The sequence below is a fragment of the Methanosarcina sp. 1.H.T.1A.1 genome (genome assembly GCF_000979295.1).
Lineage (GTDB): Archaea > Halobacteriota > Methanosarcinia > Methanosarcinales > Methanosarcinaceae > Methanosarcina.
The window spans coordinates 23,950-42,643 of sequence record NZ_JJQY01000048.1; the positions used below are offsets into that span (position 1 = coordinate 23,950).

Below are 18,694 nucleotides of genomic sequence, written 5' to 3' on the forward strand. Positions count from 1 at the left end.
TTTTTATGGTTTCTAATTATATAACATAAACGACATGAAATATTGTTTGCTATTCAAATTGCCCCGACTCTTATTTTTTTTAGCTACCTTCAAAATATTTGTCTCGATCAAATTTTTTATTTCTATCAAAAATTTCAAAATCGTTAAAAACAGTCCCTGATTTTCCTTTTATTTTCCTCCTGAATATTTATTTCAGGATTTGAATCTCTACAATTTGATTTTTTTTTAATCCCGAAAGTTCAAATCTGGTTTTTCGGTTTACAATTTCTCCAATCTGTCCCGTCCCCATTCATAATTTCACCAATTCGGACCCAACTGATTAACTTTATTTGATCAAAATTAAAGAATTCTTAAGAAGTCAAATATCCAGATACTATCTAATAGAAAGTTTTTTTATGGATTAAAACTCTTCCAAAATATTGGCGTTAGAATTGGGAGCCGTTTGCCACCTCTGATCTGGCTCCCAATTGTGTGATTCAACCCCGACGATCAAGAGAAAAACCCCTTAACTCTTAATCGTCAACTTTCTCCTTATGTTATAGATGTATATAACCTAAACGACCTTGAAATTTACTTCCCATTAAATTATTTAACGGCCTCAAAATCAAGTTCTTTTGACTTGAAATTCATTTCTTACATCCTCATTTCTACTGATTTTTCACTCTGTAATATTTATTTGGATTTATACTTTTTTGTTCATACAGTTAATTATAATTTTATTCTACAGATACATCCCTGTCTCCTGCTAATTGATAATGCTTTTTGAATAAAAACGGCTAAAAAATGCGTAAGATATTTAACAAGTATTTGCGTATATATCAAAAACATGAACAGCCAGCTTCTCGAATTAATTTTTCTCTCTGAAAAAAGGAAAGATATTCTTTTATTTTTGCAGGAGGGGCCAAAAACGATCGGAGAAATAAATAAATGTCTGAATGCCAGTGCTGTAGCTGTACTTCCCCAGCTAAAAAAACTAAGGGAAGACTCTCTGGTATTCAAGATAGAAGATGTTTACATCCTGTCTTCTCTTGGCATAGCGGTAGCTGGGAGAATGCAGGCAATGGTGAGTTTATTAAACGTTTTTGGTAATGGCTATGAGTACTGGGCAAACCATGCAATTGAGTGCATACCCCCCTCTTTAAGGAACAGAATTGGAGATCTGGAAAACTGTACATTCTCCGAACCTCCTGACAGGACCCACCTCTTTGAACCTCACAGGGAATTTGTGGAAAACCTTGCAATATCAAGACGGATAAACGGTATTGCCTCCATTTTCCACCCCCTTTACCCTTCTTTTTTTCTTACTTTCGCAAAAAAAGGAGCGGATATCTCTCTTCTTGTAACCCGTCCGGTTTACGAGCGCATAATAGAGGAATATCGAACTGAATTTCGAGAATTTCTGAATTTTGAGAATGCATGTTTCTATGTATGTGACGAAAAAATAGAATTTTCTCATGTTGTTACTGACAGGTTTCTCTCTCTAAGTCTTCCTTTTTCGGGCGGTATTTTTGACCATAAACAGGATGTCATGTGTTTCGATCCCATTGCCCTTCAGTGGGGAGAAGACCTTTTTGCTTACTACAGGGACAGATCAGAAAAAATAACTGAGATCTGAATTTAACTGAGATCTGAATTTAAATGAATCCGGGACTTTATCTCCCGAGGGCGGAAGCAATCGGAAGATAGCTATAAATCGGGCTCTGACTATCCTTTATATTATGGATAAAGTTAAGGAAACCGCAGAAAAGATCCGGACAATGGAAATCCGGGGCGCAGGCAGGATTGCAAAAGCTGCGGCTGAAGCCATCAGGGATTATGCTGCAGGGCTGGAAGCAGCTTCAATGGAGGAGTTTAGTTCCGGTATCCAGGAAGTTTCTAGTTTTCTTATCAGTACCCGCCCCACAGCTGTTTCCCTTCCGAATGCTGTAAAACTTGCTTCGAGATATTCTTCAGGGAGTGTAGAAGAAGCAAGACAGGAAATCATCACAAATGCAAACCTTTTTATTGAAAGAGCAGACCGCGCGCTTGGAAAAATAGGGAAAATCGGGTCAAGAAGAATTCAGGATGGAGATGTTATTATGACCCACTGCAACTCCCATGCTGCTCTTTCCATCATCACTACGGCATTTGAAAACGGAAAGGACATCTCGGTAATCGCTACCGAAAGCCGTCCAAGGCGTCAGGGCTTATTGACAATCCGACACCTTAATGGCTTTGGTATCCCGACAACCCTGATCGTGGACTCTGCCGTACGTTACTATATGAAAGACGTGGACAAAGTTATTGTTGGTGCGGATGCAATTGCAGCCAACGGAGCTCTTGTAAACAAGATCGGGACTTCTCAGCTTGCTCTTGCTGCCCATGAAGCCAGAAAGAGTTTTATGGTAGCTGCCGAGACCTTCAAGTTCAGCCCGAGCACCATTGCAGGAAACCCCATAGAAATCGAAGAAAGGGCTGCAGACGAAGTCGTCGATCCTGCAATTATTGCAGACCTCTCCCACGTACAGGTCAAAAATCCGGCTTTTGACTTTACCCCTGCAGAATACATTGATATGATCGTAACTGATATTGGAATTATCCCGCCTGCGATGGCATATACTGTCATAAAAGAGCACCTGGGCTGGGAACCTGGAGAAATTTGAAGGATTAAATTCTTTTCTTTACTTCTTTTTCCTTTCCTTTTTCTCTCTTCTTTTCTCTTTTTTTCTCTTCCTTATCGCCTTTAATTATCTTTAATCGTCCCGTCCGTGATCCTGAGCACCCTTGAACACTCTTTTGCAACCTCGGGGTCGTGGGTAACCACAAGAATTGTCTGCCCCTTTTTGCTCAACTCCTTGAATGTACGGACAATGGAATCACGGGTTTTACTGTCCACCTCCCCGGTTGGCTCATCTGCAAGAATCAGGGCAGGCCTGTTCGCAAGTGCCCTGGCAATAGAAACCCTCTGCTGCTCACCTCCCGACAGCTCCGAAGGTTTATGATTGAGGCGGTCTCCCAGGCCCAGGTCCTCAAGAAGGGCTTTTGCTCTTTCCTCCCTCTCTTTTTTTGGCACCCTGGAAAAGCGCATGGCAAGTTCCACGTTTTCGAGGGCAGAAAGGGTCGGAATCAGGTTGTAGTGCTGGAAAATAAAACCTATTTTCTCTCTTCTTACGCCGGGAAGCAGTTTTTCCGGAACTGATGTAAGGTCTGTTCCGTCAAGGATGATCTTTCCGTCAGTGGCTTTTTCAAGTGTGCCGATCAGAGCAAGAAGGGTTGATTTTCCTGAGCCCGAGGGTCCCATGATGGCAAGAAGCTCTCCTTTTTGTACGGTTATACAGGCGCAGCGAAGGGCATGGACAGGAATTTTACCCTGGATATAGGTCTTGGAGAGGTTTTCAACCTGCATGATAACTTTCTGTTTGTCGTTACCGGATTTTTCTCTCACAGATTCTTCGTTCCGGACCTCTTTTTTTCCAGATTTTTCTTCCGACATCAGGCTCTCCGTTTTTTCTTCAGGCATGCTTCAAAGCCTCCATAGGACTCATTTTTGAAGCCCTGTAAGCTGGATAAAGCCCGGAAAGAGCGCCAATCAGCAGAGCAAAAATCATGGCAATTATAAGAAGTCTCGGAGTTATCAGGAAAAGGACGATCCTTGTCGTTGCAAGCCAGGCGTTCATGACATAGACAGCCCCAACACCAACCAGGATTCCAAGAATTCCGCCTAAAAAGCCCATGAATGAAGCCTCTCCGAGCGTCAGGAGCAGGATGTCCCGCGTTTCTGCGCCTATGGCTTTCAAAATCCCGAATTCCCGTGTCCTTTCTGCAACGGACATGAGCATCGTATTCATCACGCAAAGCCCGCCTATGATTGCTGCAAGGAGCCCTGAACTGATCGTGATTACGCTGAAAATCATGAAGGACTGCTTTGCCTGCACTTCTAGTTCTCCCGGGGAAAGGGTGCTTGTGCCTTTTACGCTTAATTCGATGCGTTTTGAGAGCATCTCAGCATCCACCCTCTCGTCAGGCACGGCAAAGATATAGGAGACCGAATCGCCCACGTTATACAGGTCCTGGGCAGTCTCAAGGGGAATGATTACGGCATTATCAAAGATCGAGCCGGTATAATCAAGGACTCCGACAACGGTAAAATATTTGTCATGGATTTCAAATTTGCTGCCTGTCTGAAGTCCGTATTCTCTTTTGATGTTGTTTCCGACGACCACACTGTAGGAATCCCCCGGATTAAGAAATCTGCCTGCTTTCAGCTCCACAGGGTAAAGGGCAACGCTGGACTTTTCAGGAGGTACGCCAAGAATTTGTTTTCCTGTCATTCCCATCTTGTCTTCATCAAAGGTGGTCATCAAAAGCCCATAGGCATCTTTTACCCCGGCTACGCGAAGCACATCGCTTACCTTATCGTCCGTGAGCCCTCCGCCAAAGACCCCGCTTTCCGCAAAAACCCGGATCTTGTCGCTGGTTACACTCATGGAACGCTCAAAAGTCTGGTGGAAATTCTCAGACATGGCGCCCATAACTATAACTGCAAAAATCCCGAGGGCTATCCCGCAGATTGTCAGTGCGCTCCGGATTTTCCTGTTAGTTATGTTTCGGATGATCAGGTCAAACATAATGGTCCCGCATATGGATGGATACTTAGCGCCCTTCTTTTTTCCCTTTCCTTTTTCTTCCCTGAAAAACCGCAAAGCACAGGAAAATCCCAAGCGCTGCCTGAAAACCGAATGCCGGAGATTCCTCCGAAGGGTTTATTTCGGCTACGGGCTCAAAAACCCGCAGGACTGTTTCATGGCTGTCCATGATTTCACCTTTCAGGTTTAGCACATAAACCTTCACATTATAGTCCCCTCTGGGAACTCCCTGCCAGATAATTCCTACAGTATCTTCTTTTCCTGCGGTCAGGATATCTGCGGTTTCTTCAAAGACCTGCACATCCCCTTCTTCAGGAGTCAGTACAACCCTGATAATTCCATCAAAGGGCACCTGGGATTTTCCGACGACTGTAACGCTTGCTCCGTATTCATCCACATCGATGTCCGTATCAAGGATTTCTACTTTTTCTTCTGCCCTGAAGTCCGATGTATAGGCTGTAGTAAGGGCAGGGGAATGGGAATGAACCTTCAGGATAGCTGTATAATTTCGGTCTTTTTCGAGAAGGAAAGGCCAATTCATTGCTTTATAGTATGCGTCCGTTACAGGGACGTTTTCCAGGTTTTCGGAGTATATGATGTCCGTGCCGGAAAGGAGTTTAAGGTCCAGGTCTGCAATGCCGGGTTCAGGCACCTGCACGAATCCGAGATTTGCGGAGCTCGTAAGGGTTATCAGAACGGAAGCTTTTTCGGAGTCTGCAGAGAAGTCCACAACTTTCAGGTTTGAGAGATATGGATTTCGGTAAGAAAAAGAAAGCTTCCGGGATTCAAGATTCTGGCTGCCATCCTTTACAAAAAGCTGTGCTGTATAGGAGTCCCTATCTTTTCCAAAGTCCTCTTCAAGCCCCCAGAAAAGGACTTTTGTAACCTCCTGCCCCCTATCTACGGAGCCCAGATGGAAGGTTTCCGATTTCAGAATTTCTTTTCCTGAGCTCAGGGTAAAAACAAGAGAAACGTTCTCAAGGGGTTGTTTAAATCTGACCGTTGCATCGCTCAGGTCATGGTCTGAGAAAAAATCAATAATAAACTCATCATTGATAAGGGTACTTTCTTCTCCGGCAATTGTCCCGTCCATTGCCCCTGAAACAGGACTTGCCTGAACACCGAAGAAAATCAGGAATACAATTAAAGAAAATAAGCGAAAAGTAAACTCTCTCACTTTTAAACAGTTCTTTTTTTCCGACAGACTCAAGCCCGGTTCCTCCTTCTTTCCAAAAGCTGCCGGGAACCAGATTCGGTAACCTATCTGGCTCTCTGCAATATGGATATATGCAGGAACCTCTATGTTTAAGTTTTGATGTTATCCTCTGTTTTTAGTTTGATACACCGGAGAAGGGCTTGAAAGCCCTGGATTCAAGCTTTTTATTTTCTTACTGTAATCCAGGTCCCGCAGGATATAGGAGATTTTTTGGCAGCCTCTCCACCCAGAATTTCTCCAAGCAGGGCAGGGTCCCGGGCATCCATAACAAGGGCATCGAGCTTGCAGCGTTCGATGATCTTTGCGGCTACGGGGTCTACAGGGGATTTGGAGCCAGCCTTCATTTCGATTGCCATAACTATGCTTATGAGTTTTTCAGGTGAGATTGTGTCATATTTGACTGCGCTCGAGTCACAGTTGGGGTCTGAGGAATAAACTCCGTCAATCGAGGTCGCAATTGTCAGCAGGTCTGCCCGCAGATATTCTGCAAGGATTGCAGCCACAGCATCAGTAGTCTGGCCGGGCGTAACCCCTCCCATTACCACGACTTTTCCTGAGTTCATAGCCTTCGAGGCTTCAAGATAGTTTAAAGGAATCTCAGGGTATCCATCGGGTCCGAGAGCTGCAATAAGCAGTCTTGCGTTCAGACGGGTGATCTCAATGCCTATGTAGTCGCAGGTTACTTCATCTGCCCCCATAGCCCGCGCAGCACCTATGTAGTTCCGTGCCGCTTCTCCGCCGCCAGTTATTACAAGCAGCGTGTGCTTTTTTGAGATGTCCCGCAGGACTGTTGCGTATTTTAAAAAACGATCCGAATCAAGGTCTTTTGCGAGAATTGAACCGCCTAATGAGAGTACTATGAGCATGATGATCTCTTCACATTAACAATTCGGATTTTTAAATGTATCGCTGATATTTTCATCGTAGATTACCAAAAACCCCAAATAACGAGAAATCCTAAAGACCTCCCAGACCAATAAACTACTGATAGGGCACTTACCATTAAGATGTTTATTCCTGAATATATAAAATTTCAGGTCTAACTTGGGTGGCGCATGGATCTCACTAATATATTGAAGGCCGTAAAAGAAGGGAAAATGGACCTTGAAACTGCAGAACAGCAGGTCTGCAGTCTGGGTTTTGTTTCCTATTCTAACATTGCAAAACTTGATTCCCACAGGAAAAGCAGGACCGGAGTAATCGAAGCTATTCTTGCCGATTGCAAGGAACCTGAAGATGTTGTGGAAATTGCCAGGATAATGGCAAGAGAAAGTAAAAGGGCTCTGATTACCCGTGTCTCTGCCCCACATCTGGAAGCCTTAATGAGGGCTTTTGGTCCGGAGAAACTCGAATGGAACAGCAGGGCGCGCACGGTGGTTATCCACGATGGCACTCCTGCCCCAAGTACCGGAGGAGTCGTTGGGGTCATATCGGCAGGCACGGCAGATATCCCTGCTGCAGAAGAGGCCAGGGTTATTGCTTCCGAAATGGGCTGTGAAACCGTTGCCGTGTACGATGTTGGGGTTGCCGGCATCCACAGGCTGATCCCGGAACTCCATAAACTCAAACTCAGGAACCCCGGAGCAATCGTTGTTGCAGCCGGAAGAGAGGGAACCCTCCCAACCATAGTCTCAGGGCTTGTCGATGTGCCGGTAATAGGGCTTCCCGTATCCACCGGTTACGGGGCAGGCGGCGGAGGAAAAGCAGCCCTATTGTCAATGCTCCAGTCCTGCTCGACCCTTGCCGTGGTAAATATTGACGCGGGATTTGTTGCAGGGGCTTATGCAGCCAGGATCGCCAATATGATTGCTGCCGCTGCCGGAACACAGGGGGAAACTGAAGAAGCGGAGCAGGATGAAGAACAGGGAGAAAAATAACTGTAGATAAGTTAGAAGTAAAATTCAGGGAGGAACTTTATGAAAACACTGGTCTTTAATCCTTTTTCAGGGGCAGCCGGGGATATGATTCTGGCATGTACTCTCGACCTCGGAGCTGACAGAAAAGCGGTAAAGGAATTGGTTGAAGCTTCGGCGCCCGTATCTATGGATATAAGGGAAGTGATGAAAAAGGGAATTAGAGCCCTGGATGTTCGCATAAACGTGCCTGAAAAAGAGCCTGTCCGGACATACCCGGAAATCGTGGATCTAGTAAAGGCTGCAAAACTTCCTCATAAGGTCGAAGCAAGTGCTCTTAATATCTTTTTGAAAATGGCCGAAGCCGAAGCCGCAGTCCATGGGCAGCCTGACCTTGAAAAACTCCATTTTCATGAGGTGGGGCAGAGCGATGCCCTTGCCGATGTCATAGGCGCTTCTGCAGCCATCCATTCTCTTAACTGCAGCTCTGTTTTCTGCACCCCTATCAACGTGGGCAGCGGAACAATAGAATGTGCCCACGGAACCCTTCCTGTGCCAGCTCCTGCAACCCTTGAGATTCTCAGAAAGGGGAAACTCTATTTCAGAGGGGGAAATGTGAATCGGGAACTGCTGACCCCTACGGGGGCTGCTATTCTCTCACATTTTGCAAAGCCCGTTGAGTCTTTTCCTCAGGGCAGGGCGATTGCCATCGGATATGGGGCAGGAGACGCCGAGCTTCCGGGACCCAATGTGCTCCAGGGGGTGCTTCTTGAACCTGACGCCCACCTGATTCAGGATATAATTGAGGTTCTTGAGACCAATGCCGACGATGTAAGCGGGGAAGTCCTGGGCAACCTTTTTGAGGAACTGCTCTCGATGGGAGCCAGGGATGTTGCGATTATGCCCGCAACCATGAAAAAAGGAAGGCCTGCCCATATTATCAAGGTCATTTCAAAGCCTGAAGACAGCGCAAAACTCGCCCGGAAGATCATTATTGAAACAGGGTCTCTTGGGGTCAGGGTTATGCCTGCAAGGCACAGGCTCATGGCTGCCCGAAACATCGAAAGGATAAAAATAGAGCTCGAAGGGCAGGAGTTTGAAACCGCAGTCAAGATTGCCAGGGACTCGGAAGGTGTCTTGCTCAATATCTCTGCGGAATTTGAAGATTGCAAAAAGATTGCTAAAGCCAGCGGGATTCCTGTTCGAGAGGTCATGCGCAGGGCAGAAGAGGTTGCAAGAATACTCTTTTCCTGAATACTGCTGAATTACGACGAAAGCTTCAGGAAGAGAAGAAAGGTTTGGCAAAAGAAGACAGATAGAATTAAGACCGATTTAGAATAAGAAGTAAAATAAGAAATTTTGAAGAAAAGTAAAAGTCCGGACATTCAGGCATTTTACTTCTCATTCTTTACTATTTTTTACTTTTTTTCACGATTCCAATCGTGTTTTTACGCTTCTAATCCTGCTGTTTATCGTTGCTGAAGTGTTTGTTTTAATTCAGAGTTTGCCTATCGAGTGCAGGAGTTCTGCATTAAGGACACTTGCACCTGCAGCTCCGCGGATTGTATTGTGCCCCATCGCGATATAGCGGATTCCTTCTCTGATTCTGCCCACCGAAACACTCATGCCTTTTCCCATATTGCGGTCAAGGCGCGGCTGAGGTCTGTCGGCTTCGTCCCGAACTATAAGGGCTTTACGCGGCTCTGATGGGAGTTCTCCAAGTTTCGGGTCGAATTTGAGGAAAGCTTCCCTTACTTCTTCAGGGGTGGGTTCATCCCTCATACCTGCCCAGATAGCTTCCGTGTGCCCATCGATTACAGGGACCCTGTGACAGGAAGCACTGACTTTCATATCTGCAGGCACGATTTCGGATCCATTAAATTCCCCGAGGAGCTTTAAGGTTTCAGTCTCCATTTTCGTCTCTTCGCTTCCTATATAGGGGATAACATTGTCATAGATTGCCATGGCTGAAACTCCGGAAAAACCTGCTCCGGAAATCGCCTGCATTGTTGCTACCTGTACGGTTTCTAGCCCGAACTTCATCAGGGGCTTTAAGGTAACTGTCATGACAATTGTGGAGCAGTTAGGGTTTGTAATAATGTATCCGTCCCAGCCCCTTGTGTCCTGCTGGACCTCGATGAGTCCCAGGTGTTCGGGGTTTACTTCCGGAATTACCAGAGGGATATCCTTTTCCATCCTGTAGGATGATGCATTGCTTGCAACTGCAAACCCGGCTTTTGCAAACTCGGGCTCCACTTTAAGGGCGAGGTCTGCAGGAAGAGCCGAAAAGACCACATCCGCATCAACGGCTTTTGGGTCTACAGGAACAACCTCTATGTTTTCGACACTTTCTGGCATGGCTGTATCCAGCCTCCAGCCTGCCGCTTCTCGATACGTTTTGCCAGCGCTTCTTTCGGACGCTGCAAGGGCTGTAATCTCAAACCAGGGATGGTTTGCAAGTGCTTCTACAAATCTCTGCCCGACAGCGCCTGTGGCGCCTAAAATACCCGCTTTAACTGCTACCATTTAAAAAGCTACCTCCGTAGAGATAAAAAATAATCTGATAAAAAGGAAAAAGAAAAATGGAATAAATAATTTATTCCACGCTGTCTGTTTTTACTCTTGTACTTTGATTGCCTGGTTTGGGCATGCTTCTTCACATGCACCGCACTCTACACATTCGTCCTGGTCAACTACTGCAAGTCCCTTTTCTTCATCGAGGGTAATTGCTTCAGAGGGGCATTCATCGACACAGGTTCCGCATCCTGAACATTCATCTGCATTAACTAATGCTGGCATATTTTTTCACACTCCTATTGATTTGCTCGATATGTACCTGGAAATTAGATAGGTACGTTTTTGAAACTTCCATAGAATATCGAAAAATTTGGTCATAACGCCATTACTCAGATAAACATAAAAACTTATCGCTTTTTAGCAAAAAGCAATTTCTAGGAATCGGAATGAGCTAAGGCTCAAGCTCCCAAAATTTCTGTTTTTGAAAGTCCGTAAAAAGAAGACGGAATAAATGAAGACGGAATATACGAAGGCGGAATAAACGAAGAAGGAATAAATGACGGGGGAATAAATAAAGAAAGAATAAACGAAGAAGGAATAAATGAAGGGGGAATAATTAAAGAATGAATAAAAGAAGGCTGAATAACAGAAGACTGAATAAACGAAGAAGGAATAAACGAAGAAGGGATAAATGAAGGAGGAATAACTAAAGAAGGAATAAAAGAAGAAGGAATAAAAGAAGAAGGAATAAAAGAAGAGGGAATAAAAGAAGAAGGAATATAAGAAAATATGCTTTTTAACATACAGAATCATGCATTGCAATTCCTGAATCCGTAAGGCGGTACATCCCTTCTTCAAACTTGAGGAATCCTTCTTTGAGCAGGAAATCCATATGAAACTTAAAGAAGAAATCGTTTAACCCTGATTCTTCCTTCAGCTGGTTTTCAGGTTTCCCAAAGATACCAACTGTTCGGAGAAGTTTCCTTCTTGCAGGGTTTACGGAAACCTTTTCCATCATCATATGTTCCAGCTTGACAGCTTCGCCTTCTGTAGTTTCTCCCTTTGAGGAGAAATAAGCATCGAGTTCGTCAATTTCATCATGCATATTGAAACTCCACTTCTTATCCTTTAATATCTCAGTTTTTCTAATATTTGATTTTTCTTTACTGATTGAAACCGGATTTTTAAAAATATCCGAAATAATAACGAAATAGATTTTTGAGGTTTTTTTCTATTGATAGAGTGTAAATGCAGTTAAACTTTGATCTTTATTGGTATTCACTTTCTTTCACGCTTTTGCCAATATTTGTCCTCATGCTCACGTCTTTTTCCTGATCCCGTTTATGTTCGTAAGCGTACCGCGATGCTGTTCCTTTCTCTCAAAAGAGGTGTTTGACTCCCTCAGCTTCTCTTCAAGTGTGCTCTCTACTATTCCTGTGAGCTTATCCTTCGGGACCTTTGTAATTGCAGAAAGCAGCCTGAGTTCGAGCTTTTCATTTTTGCGGGGTATAAATTCCACCTGCGGAGATTCTTCTGAGGAAGTCACACTGCCCTTGACCATGAAGTCCGGGAGTTTCAGGGAAAGTTTAACATGCCCTACAAAATCAGAGTTAATTTCCTTCACTCTGTCCCTTATGGTTTGAAGGCTCTCTTCGATAAGGAGCTTGCCTTTTTCAGGGTTAAGATTGCAGGACTCAAGGGTATAGAGAACCGAGTGAGCCGAGACTTCCGAAAGTTCAATTGAATTTTTCTTTTCCTGAGAAGGCTTCCCAATCCCGGGGACTGCAAGATGGATGAGCAGGTTTTCAAACTGTTCATCTCCCAATTTTGCCGAAAATTTCAGGATCCTGGCTTCAGGGTTCAGTTCGGTAAGCATCTGTTCTGTTGCCATGACGATTTCTGCAGGCGCTACGTCTACCTTGTTTATCCCGAGGATTTCAGCTTCCTTTACCTGGGTCTCGATGAACCTTGGAATTTCTTTTGCCTCAGTGCCGAAACGCCCGGGGTCTACTATGGTCACAACCGGAGCAAAGGACAGTTCTGAGAGTCCCATCATTTCGATTTCTTCCCTGATCTGTCCGGGAAAAGCAATTCCTGTTGGTTCGATTATCACAATATCGGGCCTGAACTCTTCTTCAAGAGTCTGAAGCGTGTATTGCATACTGATTCTGAGTGTGCAGCAGATGCAGCCGCTTGTCAATTCTTCAGTTATAATTCCTGGGCGGTTGAGTGTCTCTCCGTCAAGCCCTATTTCTCCGATTTCATTTACGATAATCGCAGTCCGTTTCCCGGCATCGCTAAGCTGCCTGCTGATTTTCTGAATTGCGGTTGTTTTCCCGCTTCCGAGAAAACCCCCTATGATCATGATTTTCATGTTTTTCCTGTCCTTATTATCCTGAAAAAAGATTCTGTGTCGGGCTGACAAATATAATATATTTACTCCTATATATAAAATTGGCAAAGCCTTTTATCCGGGATTTGTTTCATGGACCTTTCCTGAATGAATTTTTCCCTCTCAGGAGCGGTGGTTCGATAGGCTTTCGTTTGATAGGTTTACCAGGGTTCGTGTATCATGGAAATATGCCATTTCTTCCAATACCGAAAAGGAAACCCTTAAAAGAGATGTTTTTTGCAGCAGATGAAAACCAGTGAATAATCGGGCACGATATGCAGATTGATAAACTTTCATTTTTTATTTCACTGTACGCAGGCAGGCCCAGGTGTCGCGCAGGGTGTGGAAAGAAATCCCGATAATAATGTTTACCGTAATTTGGTAACAAAATCCCGATAATAATGTTTACCGTAATTTGGTAACAAAATCACGAAAATAATGTTTACCGTAATTTGGTAACAATATAAATAATTACAGAGAGCGCAAAAAACTACTTTCTGTTGTAACATTCTTCTAAAATGAGGTTTGCGTTCCCATCCTAAAACCTGGAAGTTCTGAACGGCTTTAAGAGATGCTTTTATTTTTGTCTGGGAAGAGATATTGAGGTACTGGACTCACGGGTTGGGAGTTTTTTAGTTTAGGTTTCTTTATCCCTTTACTTGTGGAGTAGACCTTGTACTGGTGTGGGTTGTTGAAGGGACGAGAACGCAAATTATACTATGCACTTCATGTATATAACACCTTTGTATCTTTATGTAACACATAATGTTATTTTATCTTTGTATCCTTATTGCTTCATTATATCTTTAACCCACAGGCCTAATATTATAGAACCATTATTATCTCGCTAAAGCCCCTGGATAAATCAGAATCTTACGCTCTCTTTTTCTCATATTTGCATCTGAGTTTATTCCATATTTGTACCTGAGTTTAAGGATGTTCGGACATGAACGCAGTTTTTTTGTCCTGTGAAATAGGCGTTGAAAATGTATTATAAAATTCGGTTTAAAATGCAGATCCTCAGCAGGTAAGGATGCAAATTACCTGTTAAGTGTAAGGAGGTAGAAAATCTTTTATAGATACTCTGAAACCTGGCAGGTACAGATAAGGTACAGAATAAGTTAATAAGGTCCGAAATTTCATGAAAAAAAAGAATATGCTGGAAAATCCAGCAGAATTGACGGTCTCTTATTTTATTGTCCCTGAGAAGATTCTATTACATTGCCTTCTTCATCAACAATTTTCATTTTGCCGTCTTTCATACTCATTTCGGAAACAATTTCTCCTGACTTGTCATAAGCGGTCCAGAAATAGGTTTCTCCGTCTTCGGACCATAAATATTCAATTTTGGAGGAGTCCTCATCTTCAAGGTTTGTTTCAAAAACAGCTTTGCACATCGGGACTCCATCAACGGTCTCGATCCCGGTGATTTTCATTGTAACTTCTTCGCCTGTCTGGGGGTTTGTTGACTTCCAGGAAGAACCTACAGAACACCAGTCGCTGGAATCTCCGGTGGATACCATTTCCACTTCAACTTCCTCTTCTCCTGCATCCTCAGCAGAATTCTCTTCGTTGCTGAGTTCAACCGACTCTTCAGGACCATTCGTGTCCTCTGCGTTGTTTTCACTGCACCCTGAGGACGCAGCAAAAATGGCACATATGAGTATTACAAGTACTGCAAACCACTTCTTCAACAAAACTCCAATTCCTCCTCGATAAATTTCAAATTTTAAATCGCATTTATTTTATTTATATATGCTGATTTCGATTTTCTCTGGAATAAGCGGCTTTTTTTCAATCCCGAATATATAAATTAATGTCCAAAGAAAAGAATCTTCCTTATTTCGAAGCTGGCCCCAGACTGTTTAAATTATATTTTCAGAAGAATTTATATACTATCTGGTAAAGATGAAAAAAGCCGGAACTACACGAAGAAATAGTTATTTTGAGGAACATCCGAATGCAAGGCACACAAATTACGCCGGAAATTAAAGCTTTTCTTATTTCAATAGGTTCCGTTTCTGTGGACCCTTCGCTTATTCCCAGAGCGCGAGGTTCTACTGCAGGTCCAGGGGCAGGCACCAGCTCCGTCTTTTTCAGATCAGGGAAAAAGCGAGTCAGGCTCAGCGTAAATCAGAACTCTCCGCTTTCCATTGAAGCAGCAGGAGATGACGGAACAGTAGCGCTTTTACATGAAGGAAATGAACTTCTCAGGGGAAAACTTGAGCCTGCCCCTGCCCACTGCCCTGAGCAGGCTTTCATTACGCTCTGTGAGATGTGCATCTTTGATTGCAAATACTGTCCTGTGCCCAAACTTCAGGGGCATGTCAAGAGCGAAGAGGAAGTCCTGAGCATAGTGGATGAGGTCATGAGGGCAGGAACCCTTAAAGCCATCTCTCTTACTTCAGGAGTCGAAACCTCAGTCGAAGGGGAAGTTGAGCGGGTGCTCAAACTGCTTCCTGCCCTCAAAAAATACAATGTTCCCATAGGAGTTTCGGTGTATCCGACAGAGGGCTGTTCCCGCAAATTCTATGATGCCGGAGTTGCCGAAGTAAAATACAATGTTGAAACCATGGACAGAGAGATTTTCCAAAAAGTTTGTGGAGATCTTTCCATTGACTACATTCTTGACAGGCTTAAAGAAGCTGTAGAAATTTTCGGAAAAAACAGGGTATTTAGCAACTTTATAATCGGGCTTGGTGAGAGCGATGCTTCTGTCCGGGAAGGAGTCGAGACCCTTGCAAAGATAGGAGTAATTCCCATCCTTCGCCCGGTAAACCCTCATCCCCTCAGGTCCGGAGACTGTTTTACCGAACGTCCGTCTCCTGAGCGCCTTTTAAAGCTTGCTCAAATGGAGGCTGAAGTCCTGAAGATGTATGGGCTTGATCCCGGGCTAGCAACGACAATGTGCCTGAAATGCACAGGTTGTGACCTTGTGCCCTTCGTAGACTTCTGATTCAGGCACAACTTCTGATTCAGGCATAATTTCTGATTCAGGCATAATTTCTGATTCAGGCATAATTTCATAGAAGGCATTTTTGGTCCGGAGCAACAATCCTCTCTGAGGTCCGGACCCGGGTTTTTAATTTTTTGCTGTTTGAGGATTCTTTAACTCCTTATGACTTTCAAATTTTTTAAGAACTTTTCAATCTCTTACTCTTCTCCAAATAGGGATCCCCCAGTTTCCACTGGAACCTTCTGCAGATTAACTTTTTTTACGATTTGTATTTCTTCCGGATCTATTTATTTTTATCGTTTTCGATATATTTTTCAATTATTTTTCGGATTTTGTTTTCAGGGGAGGAAGCTTCTTTTTCCTTTCTATGGGGTTGCTTTGTTTTTGTGCCTTTACCCTGAGCTATTTCCCTGTTTTATGCCATTATTGTTGCCTGATAGGGGTATATGTCTCTCCTTTTTATCGATTTATTTTCTCCGGGCATCCTTCTTTCTATATGAACATCATTATCCTCTGCTTGTTTCTTTAATTCATCCGGATGCTATTCTCTCTAACTCTCTCGAGAGATATCAATCCCATCAATCTCATGTTTTTGTTCTTTCCGGCAGAATTCTGCAAAGCCCCTTATTTCCACTGGAATCTATGGGTGAACAGAATGTTCTTTTCCTGATCTATACAGGAACAGGGCTCTTATCTGACAATCTTTCAATGAATGGAAAGTCCATTTTGAAAAAAAAGTTCCCTTTGTTGGGAGTCTCGCATCTACCGATTTTGATTGAGATTTCTAACAAGGTCAATATGGTCCCGAGTAATCTCCACTATGTTTCTGGACATATCTCTAATGTGGTTCCAGGGAGTCTCTGGCATCCAGGGAGTCTCTGGCATCCAGGGTGTAGTGAAACTGTCAACAATGTCACTTTCTCTTTTTCCTGTAATATAAATAGAAAACAAAGATTATCAAAATAAAGAACATTACAATGAGGAACTCTTTAGGTACTGTTTGAGTAGTCATTGTAGTAACTGGGCTCGAAACACTGGTCACACTATTTTTTAATGTGGGGGAAATATAAATATTTTTGGCTCTTCGTTATTTTGTATGGGTTGAAAATAATGTTTCAGTTGAAAAATGACTCTACCTAGAAGAGAAACATTGATCTTGAATGTGGTTTTTCCACACTTAATGTTTTCAAATAGTATATGTGTTGTACTCACATTTAGGAAGTTATAAATTACCCACCCGAAATAGTGAAGAGCCTTATTTTTCTATAACTTTTGTAATTCCGAATGAGTTTTTCAACTAAGTGGTATCTGTCATTTAAAGCTTAGTTGAAGTCCTTACGTCAGTTCTTCATTTTTGTTTGTTATGTATCTGAAGGATAATTTTTTCCTGAAAAATAGCTCATCCTTAATTTCTACTGGAAGAAATAACGAGAAATTTCCTGAAAGGTAAATTTCCCGCTCCTGTATATAAAATCAATATCTTAATTAAGTTCCTTACTTTGATTATTTATTAATTTACTTACTTCCTTTAAGCGTCTGGGTTTCAGACATTGCTGCCCAGTTTTATCACTTCTTCTGCAGTCATACCTCCATGGACGATTTTTGCAATTCTCCGCACAAGACCTGTGGGGTCTTCTGCCTGGAAGACGTTTCTTCCTATTGCAACACCACGTCCACCTGCTTCAAGGGAACCCTCGATCATTTCCAGCAGTTCCTTTTCTGACCCCATCTTGGGACCGCCTGCAATAATCACAGGTACGGGGCATCCCTCGACAACCTCTTTGAAAGTTTCAGGGCTTCCGGTGTAGTTTGTTTTGACAATGTCTGCCCCGAGCTCAGCCCCGATTCTGGCCGCATGTTTTACTACATCCACGTCGTATTCGGAACGGACCTTTTTCCCGCGAGGATACATCATCGCAAGAAGAGGGATTCCCCATTCATCACATTTTCCTGCAACATAGCCGAGCCCCTGCAGCATTTCATATTCGTCTTCAGCCCCTATGTTAATATGAACAGATACTGAGTCAGCTCCGACTTTTATGGCTTCTTCTACAGTCGTTACAAGAACTTTATGGTTCGGATCAAGAGCAAGGGAGGTTGAGGCTGAGAGGTGGATTATCAAACCCACATCGTGCCCGTATCCTCTGTGCCCGTGTTTGGCAAGTCCCATGTGCCCTAGTACGGCATTAGCTCCACCTTCGGCAACCTTATTTACAGCGTCCTGAAGGTTTGTAAGCCCTGAAATGGGGCCAGCACCAACTCCATGGTCCATGGGAATGATAATGGCATTACCCGTAGTTCGGTTGAAAATACGCTCCATCCTTACGGATTTCCCTATAGTACTCATAGGGTGTGATATACCGATCTAATAATATATACTTTATCTATATATTTTCTACAGGTGCCTCTTTCCTACGTCAAAATACTGTTTCTCTTCTCAGAAAGCTCATTTTGTATTTTCGTTCTGGTAGACTCCGGAATATCCTTCTTCTACTTCGCTGTTAAGGGTATAGAAAAGGAGCTGCATAATCCTGGCGTTTTTCTTAAGCCTGAAGCCCTCTGAGTTATAAACTACAAGCATAGATTCGCTGCGTCCCCTGTAACCCGCATCCCATACCGCGGTTTCAAGGGTTGCTCCGCAGCGAATAAGACTTGACCTTGGCTTTGCAATTGCAGCCAGGTTCATGGGAATATTTACGATCTCGTTAAAGAGTACTTTATATATCCCCTTCGGAAGGTGAATCCACCCATCGCTCCCGAATTCCAGGGGTTTTGCGTCGGGAACTTTCCTTTCTGAGTTGTCAAAGTCGACAGCTCCCGCACCTTCTATTGTTTTTATCTCTTTCAGGGTCAGCTCAAGCCCGTTTGGCTGGATCTGGGTTTCGATATCAATTGCGTTTTCAAGCAAAGGGGGGTTTGCCTGTATAAGTTTTTTCAGTTCATTGCTGGATAGAAGCGTCATTGGAAACTGTAATTGTAAAGATTCTTTATTACCGTTTCGGACTCTCTATCTTCTCTCTCACTATATTTTTATACAAATTCCTATTATTATTTTAACTATTATTATTTTAGTTATTATTCTGTGCAAGTACTTATGAAAAGGTTTATTGTTTTTGGGTTAATAAGTATGTAAAA

Annotated in this window: 17 protein-coding genes; 5 read left to right on the forward strand and 12 right to left on the reverse strand. The window is 43.4% G+C overall.

Annotated features, from left to right (window positions below; translation table 11 throughout):
* The first annotated feature begins 826 nt into the window (after positions 1-826).
* Positions 827-1,615 (forward strand): winged helix-turn-helix domain-containing protein, encoded by a 789-nt coding sequence (locus EO95_RS04850; RefSeq protein ID WP_048132667.1) that lies wholly within the window; start codon positions 827-829, stop codon positions 1,613-1,615.
* Between the two features lie 103 nt (positions 1,616-1,718).
* The gene (locus tag EO95_RS04855; protein WP_048132669.1) at positions 1,719-2,642 is read left to right on the forward strand and encodes a ribose 1,5-bisphosphate isomerase; all 924 of its coding nucleotides are present in this window, start codon (positions 1,719-1,721) and stop codon (positions 2,640-2,642) included.
* A gap of 80 nt (positions 2,643-2,722) precedes the next feature.
* Here the strand turns inward: EO95_RS04855 and EO95_RS04860 are convergent, their stop codons facing one another.
* The 4 genes from EO95_RS04860 to pyrH form a co-directional block, all read right to left on the reverse strand.
* Positions 2,723-3,499 carry an ABC transporter ATP-binding protein gene (locus EO95_RS04860; protein ID WP_342763999.1) on the reverse strand — a complete coding sequence of 259 codons (777 nt, stop codon included), beginning with the start codon at positions 3,497-3,499 and terminating at the stop codon, positions 2,723-2,725.
* Positions 3,492-4,607, reverse strand: a complete 1,116-nt coding sequence (locus tag EO95_RS04865; RefSeq protein WP_048132757.1) for an ABC transporter permease — start codon at positions 4,605-4,607, stop codon at positions 3,492-3,494. Before EO95_RS04865 ends, EO95_RS04860 begins: the two co-directional genes overlap by 8 nt.
* Before the next feature lie 25 nt (positions 4,608-4,632).
* Positions 4,633-5,835 (reverse strand): hypothetical protein, encoded by a 1,203-nt coding sequence (locus tag EO95_RS04870; RefSeq protein ID WP_048132671.1) that lies wholly within the window; start codon positions 5,833-5,835, stop codon positions 4,633-4,635.
* Positions 5,836-6,005: 170 nt separating this feature from the next.
* Positions 6,006-6,707: a UMP kinase gene (gene pyrH, locus EO95_RS04875; RefSeq protein ID WP_048132673.1), complete on the reverse strand. Its 702-nt coding sequence runs from the start codon at positions 6,705-6,707 to the stop codon at positions 6,006-6,008.
* A gap of 189 nt (positions 6,708-6,896) precedes the next feature.
* Here pyrH and larB point away from each other — a divergent pair, with 189 nt between their 5' ends.
* The gene (gene larB, locus EO95_RS04880) at positions 6,897-7,718 is read left to right on the forward strand and encodes a nickel pincer cofactor biosynthesis protein LarB (protein ID WP_048132676.1); all 822 of its coding nucleotides are present in this window, start codon (positions 6,897-6,899) and stop codon (positions 7,716-7,718) included.
* Between the two features lie 39 nt (positions 7,719-7,757).
* A complete protein-coding gene (gene larC, locus EO95_RS04885) occupies positions 7,758-8,948 on the forward strand; it encodes a nickel pincer cofactor biosynthesis protein LarC (RefSeq protein ID WP_048132678.1) in 1,191 nt (396 codons plus the stop codon).
* A gap of 243 nt (positions 8,949-9,191) precedes the next feature.
* Here larC and asd read toward each other — a convergent pair whose 3' ends face one another.
* The 6 genes from asd to EO95_RS04915 form a co-directional block, all read right to left on the reverse strand.
* A complete protein-coding gene (gene asd, locus EO95_RS04890) occupies positions 9,192-10,220 on the reverse strand; it encodes an aspartate-semialdehyde dehydrogenase (protein WP_048132680.1) in 1,029 nt (342 codons plus the stop codon).
* Between the two features lie 90 nt (positions 10,221-10,310).
* Positions 10,311-10,493: a 4Fe-4S binding protein gene (locus tag EO95_RS04895; RefSeq protein ID WP_048132683.1), complete on the reverse strand. Its 183-nt coding sequence runs from the start codon at positions 10,491-10,493 to the stop codon at positions 10,311-10,313.
* 176 nt (positions 10,494-10,669) lie between these two features.
* Complete coding sequence (locus tag EO95_RS04900; RefSeq protein WP_156163976.1) at positions 10,670-11,014, reverse strand: hypothetical protein; 345 nt, start codon at positions 11,012-11,014, stop codon at positions 10,670-10,672.
* Entirely contained in the window at positions 11,008-11,316 is a 309-nt protein-coding gene (locus tag EO95_RS04905) for a hypothetical protein (RefSeq protein WP_048132686.1), read from the reverse strand. The genes EO95_RS04900 and EO95_RS04905 overlap by 7 nt, the downstream gene beginning before the upstream one ends.
* Before the next feature lie 213 nt (positions 11,317-11,529).
* Positions 11,530-12,585: a GTP-binding protein gene (locus EO95_RS04910; RefSeq protein WP_048132687.1), complete on the reverse strand. Its 1,056-nt coding sequence runs from the start codon at positions 12,583-12,585 to the stop codon at positions 11,530-11,532.
* Between the two features lie 1,211 nt (positions 12,586-13,796).
* Positions 13,797-14,300 carry a hypothetical protein gene (locus tag EO95_RS04915; protein WP_235282866.1) on the reverse strand — a complete coding sequence of 168 codons (504 nt, stop codon included), beginning with the start codon at positions 14,298-14,300 and terminating at the stop codon, positions 13,797-13,799.
* A 263-nt stretch (positions 14,301-14,563) separates the two neighbouring features.
* Here EO95_RS04915 and EO95_RS04920 point away from each other — a divergent pair, with 263 nt between their 5' ends.
* Positions 14,564-15,559 carry a radical SAM protein gene (locus EO95_RS04920; protein WP_048132689.1) on the forward strand — a complete coding sequence of 332 codons (996 nt, stop codon included), beginning with the start codon at positions 14,564-14,566 and terminating at the stop codon, positions 15,557-15,559.
* Positions 15,560-17,102: 1,543 nt separating this feature from the next.
* Here the strand turns inward: EO95_RS04920 and EO95_RS04925 are convergent.
* Complete coding sequence (locus tag EO95_RS04925) at positions 17,103-17,906, reverse strand: 2-amino-3,7-dideoxy-D-threo-hept-6-ulosonate synthase (protein ID WP_048132691.1); 804 nt, start codon at positions 17,904-17,906, stop codon at positions 17,103-17,105.
* 99 nt (positions 17,907-18,005) lie between these two features.
* Positions 18,006-18,521 (reverse strand): deoxyuridine 5'-triphosphate nucleotidohydrolase, encoded by a 516-nt coding sequence (locus tag EO95_RS04930; protein ID WP_048132694.1) that lies wholly within the window; start codon positions 18,519-18,521, stop codon positions 18,006-18,008.
* Positions 18,522-18,694 lie beyond the last annotated feature (173 nt).

Bases quoted from the DNA above. Each gene is read 5' to 3' on its own strand.
- EO95_RS04920 (WP_048132689.1), top strand. From the start codon at position 14,564: ATGCAAGGCACACAAATTACGCCGGAAATTAAAGCTTTTCTTATTTCA.
- asd (WP_048132680.1), bottom strand. From the start codon at position 10,220: ATGGTAGCAGTTAAAGCGGGTATTTTAGGCGCCACAGGCGCTGTCGGG.
- EO95_RS04930 (WP_048132694.1), bottom strand. From the start codon at position 18,521: ATGACGCTTCTATCCAGCAATGAACTGAAAAAACTTATACAGGCAAAC.
- EO95_RS04900 (WP_156163976.1), bottom strand. From the start codon at position 11,014: ATGTTAAAAAGCATATTTTCTTATATTCCTTCTTCTTTTATTCCCTCT.
- EO95_RS04860 (WP_342763999.1), bottom strand. From the start codon at position 3,499: ATGCCTGAAGAAAAAACGGAGAGCCTGATGTCGGAAGAAAAATCTGGA.
- EO95_RS04850 (WP_048132667.1), top strand. From the start codon at position 827: ATGAACAGCCAGCTTCTCGAATTAATTTTTCTCTCTGAAAAAAGGAAA.
- EO95_RS04925 (WP_048132691.1), bottom strand. From the start codon at position 17,906: ATGAGTACTATAGGGAAATCCGTAAGGATGGAGCGTATTTTCAACCGA.
- EO95_RS04895 (WP_048132683.1), bottom strand. From the start codon at position 10,493: ATGCCAGCATTAGTTAATGCAGATGAATGTTCAGGATGCGGAACCTGT.
- pyrH (WP_048132673.1), bottom strand. From the start codon at position 6,707: ATGCTCATAGTACTCTCATTAGGCGGTTCAATTCTCGCAAAAGACCTT.
- EO95_RS04865 (WP_048132757.1), bottom strand. From the start codon at position 4,607: ATGTTTGACCTGATCATCCGAAACATAACTAACAGGAAAATCCGGAGC.
- EO95_RS04855 (WP_048132669.1), top strand. From the start codon at position 1,719: ATGGATAAAGTTAAGGAAACCGCAGAAAAGATCCGGACAATGGAAATC.
- EO95_RS04905 (WP_048132686.1), bottom strand. From the start codon at position 11,316: ATGCATGATGAAATTGACGAACTCGATGCTTATTTCTCCTCAAAGGGA.
- EO95_RS04910 (WP_048132687.1), bottom strand. From the start codon at position 12,585: ATGAAAATCATGATCATAGGGGGTTTTCTCGGAAGCGGGAAAACAACC.
- larB (WP_048132676.1), top strand. From the start codon at position 6,897: ATGGATCTCACTAATATATTGAAGGCCGTAAAAGAAGGGAAAATGGAC.
- larC (WP_048132678.1), top strand. From the start codon at position 7,758: ATGAAAACACTGGTCTTTAATCCTTTTTCAGGGGCAGCCGGGGATATG.